Below are 14709 nucleotides of genomic sequence, written 5' to 3'. Positions count from 1 at the left end.
ATGACCCTGCAGCGCGCGTCCCGCTTCGGCTCGAAGCTATTTTTTTGATAGCACAAAGTCCGCGACCAGCGGCAGGTGGTCGGACATGCGGGCCCAGATGCGCCCCCGCGGAACGCTGCTGGCGACGACCTCGACCTGACGCGCGTAGATGAAATCGAGCTGAGTCACCGGCAGACGCGAGGGGTAGGTCAGCGTCCGCGCGCCGCGCAGGTCGCTGGTGTCGCGCAGGCCCATGGCGTTCATTGCGTGGCGCATGCGGGCGCCCCAGTCGTTGAAGTCGCCGGCCACCACCAGCACCTCGCCGGGCGGGATCTCGCGCTCGATGAATTCTCTCAGCGCCGCCACCTGGCGCACCCGGCTGCCGCGGATCAGCCCCAGATGCACCACGATGGCATGCACCGGCTGGCCCTCCACCTCGATCACCACATGCAGCAGGCCGCGCTGCTCGAAACGATGGTCGGAGATGTCCTGGTGCGTCTTGCGGAGCACCGGCCAGCGAGTCAGCAGCGCATTGCCGTGCTCGCCGTGCTTGGTGATGGCGTTGGTCTCGTAGACGGCCGTGTAGCCTTCCGGCGCCAGGAAGTCGGCCTGCGGCAACTCGGGCCAGTGCTGGAAGCGGGCCGCCGCCTGACGGTTGATCTTGCGCACTTCCTGCAGGCAGACGATGTCGGCATCGAGTTGCTCGATGGCGTGGCCCAGGTTGTGGATCTCGAGCCGCCGGGCCGGGCCGATCCCCTGCACACCCTTGTGGATGTTGTAGGTCGCGACGCGGAGTTGGCTTGTCGACGGATTCATTGCGCAAATTTTGGCAGGAGCAGGATCGCTTCCGCGTTCGAGGGGGAAAAGCAGGCGTCGGCTGCCTCCTGGTAGGGCAGCCAGCGCCAGGCGGTGTGTTCGCGCGGGTCCAGCGTCGGCGTCAGGCGCTCGGGTACGCACAGACCGAACAGGTGCTCGGTGTTGTGGGTGATGCCAGGCGCGTAGCGCGAGCGCCAGCGCGGATAGATTTCGTAGACGTTCTGCAAGCCCCAGCTACGCAAGCCCTGGGCCAGCGGGCTGCCTTCCCCGCAGCGGATGCCCGTCTCCTCGGCCACTTCGCGCGCCGCGGTGAGCGCCAGCGGCTCGTCCGGATGATCCTTGCTGCCGGTGACGGACTGCCAGAAGTCCTCGGCATCGGCGCGCCGGATGAGCAGTACCTCCAGTGCCGGCGTGTGGATCACGACCAGTACCGATTCAGGGATTTTCCAGGGCGGCCCGCTCATGCTCGCGCCCCGGGAAGATCAGGCGGCCTGCTGCGGCTGCGGGTTGCGCAGCCGGATGTGGAGTTCGCGCAGTTGCTTCTCGTCGACCGGGCTCGGCGCCTGCGTCAGGAGGTCCTGCGCGCGCTGGGTCTTGGGGAAGGCGATCACGTCGCGGATCGATTCGGCGCCGGTCATCAGCATGACAAGACGATCGAGGCCGATGGCGATGCCGCCGTGCGGCGGCGCGCCGTACTGCAACGCGTCCAGAAGAAAGCCGAACTTGTTCTGCGCATCTTCCGGGCTGATCTTGAGCGCGCGGAACACCTTGCTCTGCACTTCCTCGCGATGGATACGCACCGAGCCGCCGCCCATCTCGATGCCGTTGAGCACCATGTCGTAGGCCTTGGCGATGCACTTCTCGGGCGCGGTGTCCATGAGGTCCTCGTGGCCGTCCTTCGGCGAGGTGAACGGGTGGTGCACAGCGGACCAGCGCTGGCCTTCCTCGTCGAACTCGAACATCGGGAAGTCCACCACCCACAGTGGCGCCCAGCGGTCCTCGAACAGGCCGTTCTTGCGGCCGAAGGCGCTGTGGCCGATCTTCACTCGCAGCGCGCCGATGGCGTCGTTGACGATCTTTTCCTTGTCGGCGCCGAAGAACAGGATGTCGCCGTCGCGCGCCCCGGTGCGGGCCAGGATCTCGGCCAGCGCGCCATCGCTGAGGTTCTTGACGATCGGGCTCTGCAGGCCCTCGCGGCCCTGGGCCGCATCGTTCACCTTGATGTAAGCCAGACCCTTGGCACCGTAGATCTTGACGAACTCGGTATAGGCATCGATGTCGCCGCGCGAGAGCCCGCCCTCGGCGCCGCCGCCGGGCACGCGCAGCGCAGCCACGCGCCCACCCTTCATGCTCGCGGCCTGCGCGAAGACCTTGAACTCGACGTTTCGCATCACGTCCGTGAGTTCGGTGAACTCGAGCTTCACGCGCAGGTCGGGCTTGTCGGAGCCGTACTTGTGCATCGCATCGGCGTAGCTCATCACCGGGAACGGCGGCAGTTCCACCTGCGCGGCGGCGCGAAAGACCTTGCGGATCATGCCCTCGAACATCTCTCGGATCTCCTCCTCGGCCATGAAGGAGGTTTCGATGTCGATCTGCGTGAACTCGGGCTGGCGGTCGGCGCGCAGGTCCTCGTCGCGGAAGCACTTGACGATCTGGTAGTAGCGGTCGTAGCCGGCCACCATCAGCAGCTGCTTGAAGAGCTGCGGCGACTGCGGCAGCGCGAAGAAGCTGCCGTCGTGCACGCGGCTGGGAACCAGGTAGTCGCGCGCGCCCTCGGGCGTGGACTTGCCCAGCATCGGCGTCTCGATGTCGATGAAGCCGTTGTCGTCGAGGAACTTGCGCGCCTCCATCGTGACCTTGTAGCGCAGCATCATGTTGCGCTGCATGGCAGGGCGGCGCAGGTCCAGCACGCGGTGCGTCAGGCGGGTGGTCTCGGACAGGTTGTCGTCGTCCAGCTGGAAGGGCGGGGTCACGGAGGGGTTGATCACCTTCAGCACGTGGCTGAGCACCTCGATCTTGCCGCTCTTGAGGTTCTCGTTGACGGTGCCCTCGGGGCGCGCGCGCACCAGGCCCGTGACTTGCACGCAGTATTCGTTGCGCAGGCCTTCGGCGGTGGCGAAGGTGTCCGCGCGGTCAGGGTCGCACACCACCTGTACATAACCCTCGCGGTCGCGCAGGTCGATGAAGATCACGCCGCCGTGGTCGCGCCGGCGGTTGACCCACCCGCAAAGGGTGACGGTTTGCCCCAGCAGGGCTTCGGTCACGAGACCGCAATAGTGAGAACGCATGGCCATAATATTTTTCCAGCGCCTTCGAGGGCGCGTGTTTATCTGGTTGCGATGGCTGCGGGGCCGCCGGGAACGACCACGCCCATCGACACGATGTACTTGAGCGCGTCGTCCACGCTCATCCTGAGTTCGATGCAATCGCTGCGCCTGAGCATCACGAAGTAGCCGCCCGTGGGGTTGGGCGTCGTGGGCACGTAGACGCTGAGGTAGTCGCCACCGCCCAACTGCGACAGCACCTCGCCGCCGGGGGCACCGGTGACGAAGGCGATGGTCCAGACGCCATCACGCGGCCACTGGACCAGCACCGCGGTGCGAAAGGCGTTGCCGTTCTCGGAGAACAGCGTGTCAGAGACCTGCTTGACGCTCGAGTAGATCGAGCGCACCACGGGAATGCGGCGCACCACGGCATCGCCCCAGCCCAGCAGGCGCTTGCCGATGAAGTTGCTGGCGACGGCGCCGACCACCAGCAGGATGGCCAGCGTCAGCAACACGCCCAGGCCGCGCACGCGGTGCTGCGAGAGCCACTGCTGCCAGTCCTCGGGCAGCAGCCACAGCGTCTGGTCCAGCGTGCCGATGATCCAGTTCAGCACGCCGAGCGTGATGACCAGCGGCACGATGACCAGGAGGCCGGACAGCAACCATTTGCGCAGCGCGTGCATGGGGGATCGGGCTCAGTCGCCCTTGGCGGCGGGCGCCGGCGCCGGCGCAGGGGCCGGCGCGGGGGATGCGGCAGGCGCCGGCGCGGCGGACGTGTCGGCGCTGCCGCCCTCGCCCGAGGTGCTCGTGCTGCCGGCCGCCTTGTCCGCGTCCTTCTTGCCGCCGCCGTCCCGGAAGTCGGTCACGTACCAGCCGGACCCTTTGAGCTGGAAGCCGGCCGCGGTGACCTGCTTGCTGAACGCACTCGCGCCGCACTCCGGGCAATCGGTCAGCGGCGCATCGGACAGTTTCTGCAGCACATCCTTGGCAAAGCCGCAGGCGCTGCACTTATAGGCGTAGATTGGCATGTGAAGGGGGAGGAAAAGCCACGCGGCCGACGGGGCTGGCGGCCGCTCGCAAAGCTCTCGATTATAGGGCTGCCCCCCCGGGGACCTGCCCTCCCCTCCCGGCCACTCAGGAGGCGTAGTTCACGCCTTCTCAGGCGAGGTCCACCGCCAGCGGGCGGTGCGGCGTCCGACGGTTCTGCACCCACTGCGGCGCCAGCGAGCCGGCGATCATGCCGACGAAGGAGGCCAGCACGCCGGCGAGCTGGGCCGGGAACGCCTCGCCCCAGGGCATGGCCATGAACAGCAGCCACACGCCGATGCCTAGCACCACCGAGGCCACCGCGCCCTGGGTGCTGGCGCGTTGCCAGTAAAGCCCGCAGACCAGCGGCACGAAGGCGCCCACCAGCGGCACCTGGTACGCACCCGAGACCAGTTCGTAGATCGAGGTGCCCTGCATGCGGATCGCGTAGGCCAGCACGGCGACGCTGAACAGCAGCACCGTGATGCGCATCGTCAGCAGGTTCTCGCGGTCGCTGCCGGCCGGGCGAAACTGGCGCCAGATGTTCTCGGTGAAGGTCACGCTGGGGGCGAGCAACGTGGCCGACGCGGTGGACTTGATGGCCGACAGCAGAGCGCCGAAGAAGAACACCTGCATCACGAAGGGCATCTTCTCGAGCACCAGGGTGGGCATGACCTTCTGGGGATCGTCCTTGAGCAGGGCCTCGGTCTGCTCCGGCATGATGATCAGCGCGCTGGCCACCAGGAACATGGGCACGAAGGCGAACAGGATGTAGCAGATGCCGCCGATCACCGGCCCGCGGGTGGAGGCCTTCACGCTGTTGGCCGACATCACGCGCTGGAACACGTCCTGCTGGGGAATGGAGCCCAGCATCATGGTGATGGCCGCGGCGAAGAAGAAGATGATCTCCTTCCAGCTCGGCTCGGGCCAGAAGCGGAACAGATCCTTGCTGGCCGCCAGGGCGAGCACCTTGTCGGCGCCGCCAGCCATGTTGCCGGCGAACATCGCGATGGCGGCCAGGCCCAGCACCAGGATGATCATCTGGATGAAGTCGGTCACCGCCACCGACCACATGCCACCGAACAGGGTGTAGGCCAGGATCGAGACCACGCCGATCGCCATCCCGACCGGGATGCTGATCATGCCGCCCGACAGCAGGTTGAACACCAGCCCCAGGGCCGTGACCTGCGCCGACACCCAGCCCAGGTAACTCAGCATGATGATCAGCGAACAGGCCACTTCGACGGTGCGGCCGTAGCGCTCGCGGTAGTAGTCGCTGATGGTCAGCAGCGTCATCCGGTACAGCTTGCCGGCGAAGAACAGACCGACCAGGATCAGGCACATGCCGGCGCCGAAGGGGTCCTCGACCACGCCATGGAGGCCGCCGTCGATGAACTTGGCCGGGATGCCCAGCACGGTCTCGGAGCCGAACCAGGTGGCGAAGGTGGTGGTCACGATCATGTAGAGCGGGAGGTGCCGCCCGGCGATCGCGAAATCGGTGGTGTTCCTGACGCGCCTGGCCGCATAGAGACCGATGGCAATGGTGATCAACAGGTAGACGATGACCAGGGTCAACAGCACGGCGAAATCTCCTTCGTCTTCAGAACAGACGCACGCGCACCAGCACCTGCATCGCGATCAAGCCCAATACAAAACCCATGCCACCGTAGATGATGGCCTGCAGCAGCCGGTTGGTGCGCTTTTGAGCCGCCAGCAGCTCCATCAGTTCGCGGCGGTGGTCGGCGGGTCGATTCTCCAGGAAATCGTGCAGCAGCCGGGGCAGCTGCGGCAGCAGCTTGGCATAGCGCGGCGCCTCGGCCCGGAGTTGCTCGAGCAGCTTGCGCGGGCCGATCTGGTCGCTCATCCATTTCTCGAGGAAGGGCTTGGCGGTGTGCCAGAGGTCCAGCTCCGGGTCGAGCTGGCGGCCCAGGCCCTCGATGTTGAGCAGGGTCTTCTGCAGCAGCACCAGTTGCGGCTGAATCTCGACGTGGAAGCGGCGAGAGGTCTGGAACAGGCGCATCAGCACCATGCCGAGCGAGATTTCCTTGAGCGGGCGGTCGAAGTAGGGCTCGCAGACGGTGCGGATGGCCGCTTCGAGTTCGTCGACGCGGGTGCCGCCGGGCACCCAGCCGCTTTCGAGGTGCAGCTCGGCGACCCGCTTGTAGTCGCGCCGGAAGAAGGCGGCGAAGTTCTGCGCCAGGTACTCCTTGTCCGACTCGGTGAGCGTGCCGATGATGCCGAAGTCCAGCGAGATGTAGCGCCCGAAAGTGGCCGGCTCCAGGCTGATCTGGATGTTGCCCGGGTGCATGTCGGCATGGAAGAAGCCGTCGCGGAATACCTGGGTGAAGAAGATGGTCACGCCGTCGCGCGCCAGCTTGGGGATGTCCACCCCGGCGGCGCGCAGGCGGTCCAACTGGGCGATCGGCACGCCCTTCATGCGCTCCATCACGATCACTTCGGGGTGGCACAGGTCCCAGAACATTTCGGGGATCAGAACGAGCTCGAGCTGGCTCATGTTGCGCCGCAACTGGGCGGCGTTGGCCGCCTCGCGCACCAGGTCGAGCTCGTCGTGCAGGTACTTGTCGAACTCTGCCACCACCTCGCGCGGCTTGAGGCGCTTGGCATCGGTCGACAACCCCTCGACCCATCGCGCCATCATGGCCATGAGCTCGAGGTCCTTCTCGATCACGCCGCGCATGCCGGGGCGCAGCACCTTGACCGCGACTTCGCGCAGCGTGCCGCCGTCGTGGCGGATGGTCGCGAAGTGCACCTGGGCGATCGAGGCGCTGGCCACGGGCGTCTCGTCGAACTCGACGAAGACTTCGCCCACCGGCCGTCGAAAGGCGCGCTCGATGGTCGCGATGGCCACCCTGGAGTCGAAAGGCGGCACGCGGTCCTGCAGCCAGGCCAGTTCATCGGCGATGTCGGCGGGCAGCAGGTCGCGCCGCGTCGACAGCACCTGGCCGAACTTCACGAAGATCGGGCCCAGCCTTTCCAGCGCTTCGCGCAGGCGCTGGCCGCGCGGGGCTTCCAGTTTCCGGCCGAAGGAGACGATGCGGGCCAGCGCCCGCAGCCAGGGCTTCTGGAAGCTGGTGAGCACGAGCTCGTCGAGCCCGTACCGCAACGCGATCAGGACGATGAAGACGCCGCGGTAGAGGCGCCTCATTCGGCGCTCGCGGAGCCGGCAGGCCTGCCGCCCCGCTCACCCACGAACTTCCGCAGCGCCTCCACCACGCGCCCGGCGCCGGTGGCGATGGAATGGGCCGGCACGTCGCCGATCAGGCGCGCCAGGTCGTCCTCCACATCCCAGCGCACGTGGTCGACCAGCCAGTTGACCTCGGCCGCCAACTGCACGTCGCCCTCGATGCGCACGGCCGGCTTGTCGCCGCGGAAGGCGGCTCGCGCCAGGCCGAGAGGCGAGGTCTCGGTCACGGCCAGCAGCAGTTCGGGCACCGCACCCTCCGGCGCCAGGTCGAGCAGGCCGGCGGGCGTGGCGACCACCTTCATGGTCACGAAGCGCCATTCGAATTGCACCACCCTGCCCTGCTGGCGCGCCAGGCGCTGCTGCGCCTCGGGCTCCTGCTGCAGCACATGATTGAGGAAGAGGACGGCGCGGTGCTGAACCTCGTGGATCACCCAGTCGGGCGGCTGCAGCCGGGCGCCGACACGGTTGACGAAGTCATCGAGAAAAGAAAAAGGGGACGATGGCGTGACCATGTCCCCATTATCCCGGTCCTTTGGACCGGATCGAAGCATTGCGAGACTTACTGGAGGGCCTGCACGCCCGCCACGAGCCAGCCGCTGCCGCCGCTCACGGGCCGGGTCATGTTCCAGACTTCGCGGAAGGGGCTGGGGCCGGAGGACATGTCCTCGCGGATCATCCCCGAAAACTCCACGCTGGCCATGTAGGCGTCCGGCATTTCCTCGATGCCCAGCAGCTTGGCGTCCAGCATCACGACCTCGGTCTTGTTGGGCTGCCCGCCGGTGTGGCCTTCGCGCTCGGCCAACTGCTGCTGGATCTCGCCGACCATGCCGTCGGTCATCATCGAACGCAGGGTACCGATGTCGGCGCGGTCCCAGGCGTCCTGCAAAGTCACGAAGTTGCGCTTGGCGGCCGCCAGGAAGCCGTCGGCATCGAAGCCGGGCGGGATGCCCCAGGATTGCGAGCCGGCCAGTGCGGAGCCGATCAAGCCGCCACCCGCCGCGCCCGCGGCGCCAGCCATCGACGAGCCGCCGGTCGCATGCTCCGCCTGTGCCGGGGTGGCATCGAACGCGGCCGTGTTGTGCTCCCACGGACGGGCCGAGGCATCGTTGCCGACATTCTTCGGGCTGTACTGCGCAGGCGATGTCGCCTGCGCCGGGCTGCTGCCGGCGCCCTGGAAAGCCAGGCCGCCATTGCGCTGCGCCATGCCGTTGTTGCCCCGAGAGCGCGCGGCGATGAGCCGCCACACGACCACCGCAGCCATCACCAGCAGGAGGATCAGCAACACGTTGCCGAAAGCCTCGCCCAGGCCGAGCGAATGGGCCAGCCAGGCCAGCCCCAGGCCCGCCGCCAGGCCGCCGAGCATGGCGCCCCACGGACGCTTGGGCGCCGCCTGCGCGGCCGGGGCCGGTGTCGCGGGCTTGGCCGCGGCATTGTTCACGTTGCTCTGGGCCGGCGCGCCGGGCGTCGCCGGCGGCGTTGAGGCGGCTTCACGCTGGGTGACGTTGCTCGACTGCTTGCCGATCGACTTGCCGCCACCCAAGCGGCGCGCGTCGGCATCCATGCTCGCGACGGCCAAGGCGCACACCAGCAAAACGGACCACAAACTCTTCATGACGTCTCCTGCGGCAAAAAAACCTGATTTCGTGTTCATCGTCAGCACTTGATTCCAACATGCAGGGCGACGACACCCCCGGTCAAGTTGTGATAGTCCACGTGGCCGAAACCGCCCTCTTTCATGAGGGTCTTGAGCTCCTCCTGGGAGGGATGCATGCGGATCGATTCGGCCAGGTAGCGATAGCTCGCGTCGTCGCCGGCCACCACCTTGCCCAGGCGCGGCAGCACGTTGAAGGAGTACCAGTCGTAGATCTTCGACAGCGGCTTGGCAACCCGGGAGAACTCCAGCACCAGCAGCTTGCCGCGCGGCTTGAGCACGCGGTTCATCTCCTCGAGCGCCCGGTCCTTGTGCGTCATGTTGCGAAGGCCGAAGGCGACGCTCACCACGTCGAAGTGGTTGTCGGGAAAAGGCAGTTGCTCCGCGTCGCAGACCAGCGTGGGCAGGGCGACCCCGGCGTCGAGCAGGCGGTCGCGGCCAGTGCGCAGCATGGCCTCGTTGATGTCGGTGTGGACCACTTCGCCGCTCTCGCCCACCTTCTTCGCGAAGGCCAGGGCCAGGTCGCCGGTGCCGCCCGCGATGTCGAGCACCTTCGAGCCTTCGTCGAGATTGGCGACCATGACGGTATAGGCCTTCCAGGCACGATGGAGGCCGCCCGACATCAGGTCGTTCATGAGGTCGTAGCGGCTGGCGACCGAATCGAACACGCCGCGCACGCGCCGTGCCTTGTCGCCTTCCTCGACCGTCTCGAAACCGAAATGGGTGCTGCTCACTGAAATTTGATCTCCGCGCGATGCCTGCGCTCCGATGCCAGCCTTGGGAACATTCCCGCGGCGCTTCCGACCGATGTTAGGCCGGAAGCGTTCGTCTCAAGCCGACGACCCCGCAACTACGGCGGGCATTCGTTGCTTCGCTGCGGTGGCGGATTCAGTGGCTGCCGCAGGCGTGGCCGCCCTTGTCGGCCATCGGCGCATCGCGATCGACGCCGGCGGCGGCGAGGCGCCGCTCGTACTCGGCCCAGAGCGCCTGCTGCTTCGAACCGAGCTCGTACAGCAGGTCCCACGAATAGATGCCGCTGTCGTGCCCGTCGGAGAAGCTGGGCTGCACCGCGTAGTTGCCCACGGGCTGGAGGTCCACCAGGTCGACGTTGCGCTTGCCGGTCTGCAGCACTTCCTGGCCCGGCCCGTGGCCCTGGACCTCGGCCGAGGGCGAGTAGATGCGCATCAGCTCGAAAGGAATGCGGTAGCTCGCGCCATCGGAAAAGCTCACCTCCAACACGCGCGACTGCCCGTGCACGGTGATCGACTGGGGCGTGGGCGCGCCCGCCTGCAAACCTGCCATTACGAACTCCTCGTCGCCGGTGGCGCCGATGGCGCCGATGGCACCAACTGCGCCAATTGCAATTGCCGGATCATCTGCTGCTCGACGGCCGGCAACAGCTTCTCGACCGCCGCCTCTCGCGCCGGATCGCGCTGGCGCTGGACCTCTGCCCACACCGAGCCGGGAAAGCGCGAATCCCGATCGAAACGCGCGATCACGTGCCAATGCAGATGCGGCACCGCGTTGCCGAGCGCCGCGATGTTGATCTTGGTCGGGGCCAGCCCGTCGCGCAGGCTGCGCTCCACCGCCACCACCGCCTCCATGCACGCGGCCCGGTCCTCCGGCGCAAGGTCGGACCACTCGGCGACATGGTCTTTCCACACCACACGGTAGAAGGCCGGGAAACCCGCTTCGTCCGCATGGATCACGCGGAGCTTCGCCGTGTCGAACACCCGCCGGCCGCCGGGCTGGTCGCACAAGAGGCACCCCGCCACGCGATGCGCCGCCGTCATACCAGCACTCGCTCGATGCCACCCTGGTTGGCGGCGGCCACGTAATCGGGCATCCAGTCCTCGCCCAGGATCTTGCGGGCCATCTCGACCACGATGTAGTCGGCCTCCAGCAGGCCGTTCTGCAGGTCGCCGCCGTAGCGGCTCAGGCCCTGCAGGCAGCTCGGGCAGCTGGTGAGGATCTTGACGTTGCCCTTCGCGCCCACGGCGCTCTTCGCGCGCAGCGCGGCTTCGCCCTTGCGCAGTTCCTCCTCCTTGCGGAAGCGGACCTGCGTGGAGATGTCGGGCCGGGTCACGCCCAGGGTGCCGGACTCGCCGCAGCAGCGGTCGTTCTTGAGCACGCCCTCGCCCACCAGCGCCTTCACCGTCTTCATCGGCTCCTGCAGCTTCATCGGGCTGTGGCAGGGGTCGTGGTACAGATAGGCGCCTCCGCCCGCCTCGCCGAGGGTGATGCCTTTCTCCAGCAGGTATTCGTGGATGTCGACGATCCGGCATCCGGGAAAGATCTTCTCGAACTGGTAGCCCTGCAGCTGGTCGTAGCAGGTGCCGCAGCTCACCACCACGGTCTTGATGTCCAGGTAGTTGAGCGTGTTGGCGACGCGATGGAAGAGCACGCGGTTGTCGGTGATCATCTTCTCGGCGCGGTCGAACTGGCCGCTGCCGCGCTGCGGATAACCGCAGCACAGGTAGCCCGGCGGCAGCACCGTCTGCACGCCCGCGTGCCAGAGCATCGCCTGCGTGGCCAGGCCCACCTGCGAGAACAGGCGCTCCGAGCCGCAGCCCGGGAAATAGAAGACAGCCTCGGTCTCGGACGTGGTGGCCCTGGGGTCGCGGATGATCGGCACGTAGTCGGCATCCTCGATGTCCAGCAGCGCACGGGCCGTCTTGTTGGGCAGGCCGCCGGGCATCTTCTTGTTGACGAAGTGGATCACCTGCTCCTTGATCGGCGCGGGGCCCAGCGTCGCGGGAGGTGCGGCCGTCTGCTTCTTCGCCAGGCCGCGCAGCAGGTCGTTGGCCAGGCGCTGGGCCTTGAAGCCGATGTCCACCATGCCGGTGCGCATGGCCTTGATGGTCTGCGGATTGGTGGCATTGAGGAACAGCATCGCCGCCGCATTGCCCGGCCGGAAAGACTTCTGGCCCATCTTGCGCAGCAGGTTGCGCATGTTCATCGAAACGTCGCCGAAGTCGATGTTCACCGGGCAGGGTGTCACGCACTTGTGGCAGACCGTGCAGTGGTCCGCGACGTCTTCGAACTCCTCCCAGTGCTTGACGCTGACGCCACGCCGGGTCTGCTCCTCGTACAGGAAGGCCTCGACCAGCAACGAGGTCGCGAGGATCTTGTTGCGCGGCGAATAGAGCAGATTGGCGCGCGGCACATGGGTCGCGCACACCGGCTTGCACTTGCCGCAGCGCAGGCAGTCCTTCACGCTGTCGGCGATGGCGCCGATGTCGCTCTGCTGCATGATCAGCGACTCGTGCCCCATCAGCCCGAAGCTGGGCGTGTAGGCGTTGGTCAGGTCGGCATAGAGGCCGGGGCCGGCGTGCGTCGCGGGCCGCAGCAGCTTGCCCTTGTTGAAACGCCCCTGCGGATCGACGCGCTGCTTGTAGTCGGCGAAAGGCTGCAGCTCGTCATCGGACAGGAATTCCAGCTTGGTGATGCCGATGCCGTGCTCGCCCGAGATCACGCCGCCCAGGCTGCGCGCCAGCACCATGATGCGGGCCACCGCGGCATGGGCGGTCTGCAGCATCTCGTAGTTGTCGCTGTTGACGGGGATGTTGGTGTGCACGTTGCCGTCGCCGGCATGCATGTGCAGCGCCACCCAGACCCGGCCCTTGAGCACGCGCTTGTGGATCGCGTTGCACTCCGCCAGGATGGGCGCGAACTCGGCGCCCGGGAAGATGGCGGTCAGCGGCGCGCGGACCTGGCTCTTCCAGCTGGCGCGCAGGGAATGGTCCTGCAGTTGCGGGAACAGGGTGTCGACGCGGTCCAGCCAATCCTGCCACAGCGCGCGCACCTCGCGCACCAGCGCCAGCGCCTGAGCGACGCGGTCTTCCAGCAGTTCGGCCGAGGAGATGTCGCCGGCATCGTCGCTCTTGCCCAGCGGCAGGTGACCGCGCAGGAAGAAGGCCTCCAGCTCGTCGGCCAGCTGCAGCTTGTTCTGCAGCGACAGCTCGATGTTGATGCGCTCGATGCCGTCGGTGTAGTCGGCCATGCGCGGCAGCGGGATCACCACGTCTTCATTGATCTTGAAGGCGTTGGTGTGGCGGCTGATGGCGGCCGTGCGCTTGCGGTCGAGCCAGAATTTCTTGCGCGCCTCGGGGCTGATGGCGATGAAGCCTTCGCCGCTGCGCGAATTGGCGATGCGCACGACCTCGGAGGTCACGCGCGCCACTGCGTCCGCGTCGTCGCCGGCGATGTCGCCGACCAGCACCATCTTGGGCAGGCCGCCGTGCGTCTTGGACTTGGTGGCGTAGCCGACCGCCTTGAGGTAGCGGTCGTCGAGATGCTCGAGGCCGGCCAGCAGGACACCGGAACGCTTCTGCTCGGCGAACATGAAGTCCTTGATCTCGACGATGCTGGGGACCGCATCCTTGGCGTTGCCGAAGAACTCCAGGCAGACCGTGCGGGTATGGGCCGGCATGCGGTGCACCACCCAGCGGCAACTGGTGATCAGGCCGTCGCAGCCCTCCTTCTGGATGCCCGGCAGGCCGGAGAGGAACTTGTCGGTCACGTCCTTGCCGAGCCCCTCCTTGCGGAAGGTCCTGCCGGGGATCTCCATGCGCTCGCTGCGCAGCCTGGTGCGGCCGTCGGCGGCGAAGTACTGGAGTTCGAACACCGCGCTTTCGGCGTCGTGGATCTTGCCCAGGTTGTGGCCGATACGGGTGACTTCCAGCCACTCGGCCTCGGGCGTCACCATGCGCCAGGAGGCCAGGTTGTCCAGCGCCGTGCCCCACAGCACCGCCTTCTTGCCGCCGGCGTTCATGGCGACGTTGCCGCCGACGCAGGAGGCTTCGGCCGAGGTGGGATCGACGGCGAACACGAAGCCCGCACGCTCGGCCGCGTCGGCCACGCGCTGGGTCACGACGCCGGCCTCGGTCCAGACGGTGGGCACGGGATGGTCGACGCCGGGCAGCGAGACCATCTCGACCTCGGTCATCGCCTCGAGCTTCTCGGTGTTGATGACCGCGCTGTTCCAGGTCAGCGGAATCGCGCCGCCGGTGTAGCCGGTGCCACCGCCGCGCGGGATGATGGTGAGCCCGAGCTCGATGCAGCCCTTGACCAGCGCAGCCATTTCGGCCTCGGTGTCGGGCGTCAGCACCACGAAGGGGTATTCGACCCGCCAGTCGGTGGCGTCCGTCACGTGGGACACCCGGGACAGCCCGTCGAACTTGATGTTGTCGCGCGCCGTGAGCCGGCCCAGCACGCGCGTGGCCCTGCGGCGCAGCGCCGTCACGTCGCGGAACATGGCATCGAAGGCCTGCACCGCCCGGGCCACCAGGTCGGTGAGCTCGCCGACGAGCGCGTCGCGCTGCGCGGCCGCGTCCGGGGTGCGGCGCTTCTGCACTTCGGACAGGCGGTGGTTGAGCGCCTCCACCAGTTGCCCGCGGCGGCGCGGGTTGTCGAGCAGGTCGTCGACCAGGTAGGGGTTGCGCTGCACCACCCAGATGTCGCCGAGCACCTCGTAGAGCATGCGGGCGGAGCGGCCGGTGCGCCGCTCGGCGCGCAGGGTCTGCAGCAGCTCCCAGCCGCGCTCGCCCAGCAGGCGGATCACGATCTCTCGATCGGAGAAGCTGGTGTAGTTGTAGGGGATCTCACGCAATCGCGCGGGCTCTGCGGCCTGCGACAACAACGCCGTCAACGCGGTCGGTGCATTCATCGGGGGATGGGCTTCGGTCGGGCGCTGCGCGCCCCTGAACCAGGGGCAGGAATTTTAAGTCAGGCCTCAGGATGCCGCTGGCGGCATGGCCCGCACTGCA

13 protein-coding genes are annotated in these 14709 nt (G+C 67.3%); all 13 read right to left on the bottom strand.

All coding sequences use genetic code 11. The features are described 5' to 3' along the window. Positions 1–36 precede the first annotated feature (36 nt). The 13 genes from ABEA07_RS11415 to ABEA07_RS11355 all read right to left on the bottom strand — a co-directional run bounded on the left by ABEA07_RS11415 (position 37) and on the right by ABEA07_RS11355 (position 14609). Positions 37–795: an endonuclease/exonuclease/phosphatase family protein gene (locus tag ABEA07_RS11415; RefSeq protein ID WP_345537913.1), complete on the bottom strand. Its 759-nt coding sequence runs from the start codon at positions 793–795 to the stop codon at positions 37–39. Then, positions 792–1259, bottom strand: coding sequence for a dihydroneopterin triphosphate diphosphatase (nudB, locus tag ABEA07_RS11410; protein ID WP_345537912.1), 468 nt, complete (start codon positions 1257–1259; stop codon positions 792–794). The genes ABEA07_RS11415 and nudB overlap by 4 nt, the downstream gene beginning before the upstream one ends. Before the next feature lie 18 nt (positions 1260–1277). After that, positions 1278–3089, bottom strand: a complete 1812-nt coding sequence (gene aspS / locus ABEA07_RS11405; RefSeq protein ID WP_345537910.1) for an aspartate--tRNA ligase — start codon at positions 3087–3089, stop codon at positions 1278–1280. Positions 3090–3121: 32 nt separating this feature from the next. Then, a complete protein-coding gene (locus ABEA07_RS11400) occupies positions 3122–3742 on the bottom strand; it encodes a DUF502 domain-containing protein (protein WP_345537909.1) in 621 nt (206 codons plus the stop codon). A gap of 12 nt (positions 3743–3754) precedes the next feature. Continuing rightward, positions 3755–4087 (bottom strand): FmdB family zinc ribbon protein, encoded by a 333-nt coding sequence (locus ABEA07_RS11395; protein ID WP_345537908.1) that lies wholly within the window; start codon positions 4085–4087, stop codon positions 3755–3757. 130 nt (positions 4088–4217) lie between these two features. Next, positions 4218–5666: a high affinity choline transporter 1 gene (locus ABEA07_RS11390; protein ID WP_345537906.1), complete on the bottom strand. Its 1449-nt coding sequence runs from the start codon at positions 5664–5666 to the stop codon at positions 4218–4220. 19 nt (positions 5667–5685) lie between these two features. Next, entirely contained in the window at positions 5686–7251 is a 1566-nt protein-coding gene (gene ubiB / locus ABEA07_RS11385; protein ID WP_345537905.1) for a ubiquinone biosynthesis regulatory protein kinase UbiB, read from the bottom strand. Then, positions 7248–7802, bottom strand: coding sequence for a ubiquinone biosynthesis accessory factor UbiJ (locus ABEA07_RS11380; protein WP_345537903.1), 555 nt, complete (start codon positions 7800–7802; stop codon positions 7248–7250). The genes ubiB and ABEA07_RS11380 overlap by 4 nt, the downstream gene beginning before the upstream one ends. A gap of 47 nt (positions 7803–7849) precedes the next feature. After that, on the bottom strand, positions 7850–8902 hold the full coding sequence (locus ABEA07_RS11375) for a Tim44 domain-containing protein (protein WP_345537902.1): 1053 nt from the start codon (positions 8900–8902) through the stop codon (positions 7850–7852). Between the two features lie 41 nt (positions 8903–8943). Next, entirely contained in the window at positions 8944–9675 is a 732-nt protein-coding gene (gene ubiE / locus ABEA07_RS11370) for a bifunctional demethylmenaquinone methyltransferase/2-methoxy-6-polyprenyl-1,4-benzoquinol methylase UbiE (protein ID WP_345537901.1), read from the bottom strand. Between the two features lie 154 nt (positions 9676–9829). Then, positions 9830–10243: a gamma-butyrobetaine hydroxylase family protein gene (locus ABEA07_RS11365; protein WP_345537900.1), complete on the bottom strand. Its 414-nt coding sequence runs from the start codon at positions 10241–10243 to the stop codon at positions 9830–9832. Continuing rightward, the gene (locus ABEA07_RS11360; RefSeq protein ID WP_345537899.1) at positions 10243–10734 is read right to left on the bottom strand and encodes an HIT family protein; all 492 of its coding nucleotides are present in this window, start codon (positions 10732–10734) and stop codon (positions 10243–10245) included. The genes ABEA07_RS11365 and ABEA07_RS11360 overlap by 1 nt, the downstream gene beginning before the upstream one ends. Further along, positions 10731–14609, bottom strand: a complete 3879-nt coding sequence (locus tag ABEA07_RS11355) for a DUF3683 domain-containing protein (protein WP_345537897.1) — start codon at positions 14607–14609, stop codon at positions 10731–10733. Before ABEA07_RS11355 ends, ABEA07_RS11360 begins: the two co-directional genes overlap by 4 nt. Positions 14610–14709: the final 100 nt, after the last annotated feature.

It is taken from the genome of Variovorax defluvii, assembly GCF_039541515.1.
GTDB classification, from domain to species: Bacteria; Pseudomonadota; Gammaproteobacteria; order Burkholderiales; family Burkholderiaceae_C; genus Variovorax; species Variovorax defluvii.
This window is presented reverse-complemented; position numbering and strand designations above follow the sequence as displayed.

What these genes read in the sequence shown, in the direction of transcription:
- ABEA07_RS11415 (WP_345537913.1), bottom strand. Translation starts at nt 795, where the DNA reads ATGAATCCGTCGACAAGCCAACTCCGCGTCGCGACCTACAACATCCAC.
- nudB (WP_345537912.1), bottom strand. Translation starts at nt 1,259, where the DNA reads ATGAGCGGGCCGCCCTGGAAAATCCCTGAATCGGTACTGGTCGTGATC.
- aspS (WP_345537910.1), bottom strand. Translation starts at nt 3,089, where the DNA reads ATGGCCATGCGTTCTCACTATTGCGGTCTCGTGACCGAAGCCCTGCTG.
- ABEA07_RS11400 (WP_345537909.1), bottom strand. Translation starts at nt 3,742, where the DNA reads ATGCACGCGCTGCGCAAATGGTTGCTGTCCGGCCTCCTGGTCATCGTG.
- ABEA07_RS11395 (WP_345537908.1), bottom strand. Translation starts at nt 4,087, where the DNA reads ATGCCAATCTACGCCTATAAGTGCAGCGCCTGCGGCTTTGCCAAGGAT.
- ubiB (WP_345537905.1), bottom strand. Translation starts at nt 7,251, where the DNA reads ATGAGGCGCCTCTACCGCGGCGTCTTCATCGTCCTGATCGCGTTGCGG.
- ABEA07_RS11380 (WP_345537903.1), bottom strand. Translation starts at nt 7,802, where the DNA reads ATGGTCACGCCATCGTCCCCTTTTTCTTTTCTCGATGACTTCGTCAAC.
- ABEA07_RS11375 (WP_345537902.1), bottom strand. Translation starts at nt 8,902, where the DNA reads ATGAAGAGTTTGTGGTCCGTTTTGCTGGTGTGCGCCTTGGCCGTCGCG.
- ABEA07_RS11365 (WP_345537900.1), bottom strand. Translation starts at nt 10,243, where the DNA reads ATGGCAGGTTTGCAGGCGGGCGCGCCCACGCCCCAGTCGATCACCGTG.
- ABEA07_RS11360 (WP_345537899.1), bottom strand. Translation starts at nt 10,734, where the DNA reads ATGACGGCGGCGCATCGCGTGGCGGGGTGCCTCTTGTGCGACCAGCCC.
- ABEA07_RS11355 (WP_345537897.1), bottom strand. Translation starts at nt 14,609, where the DNA reads ATGAATGCACCGACCGCGTTGACGGCGTTGTTGTCGCAGGCCGCAGAG.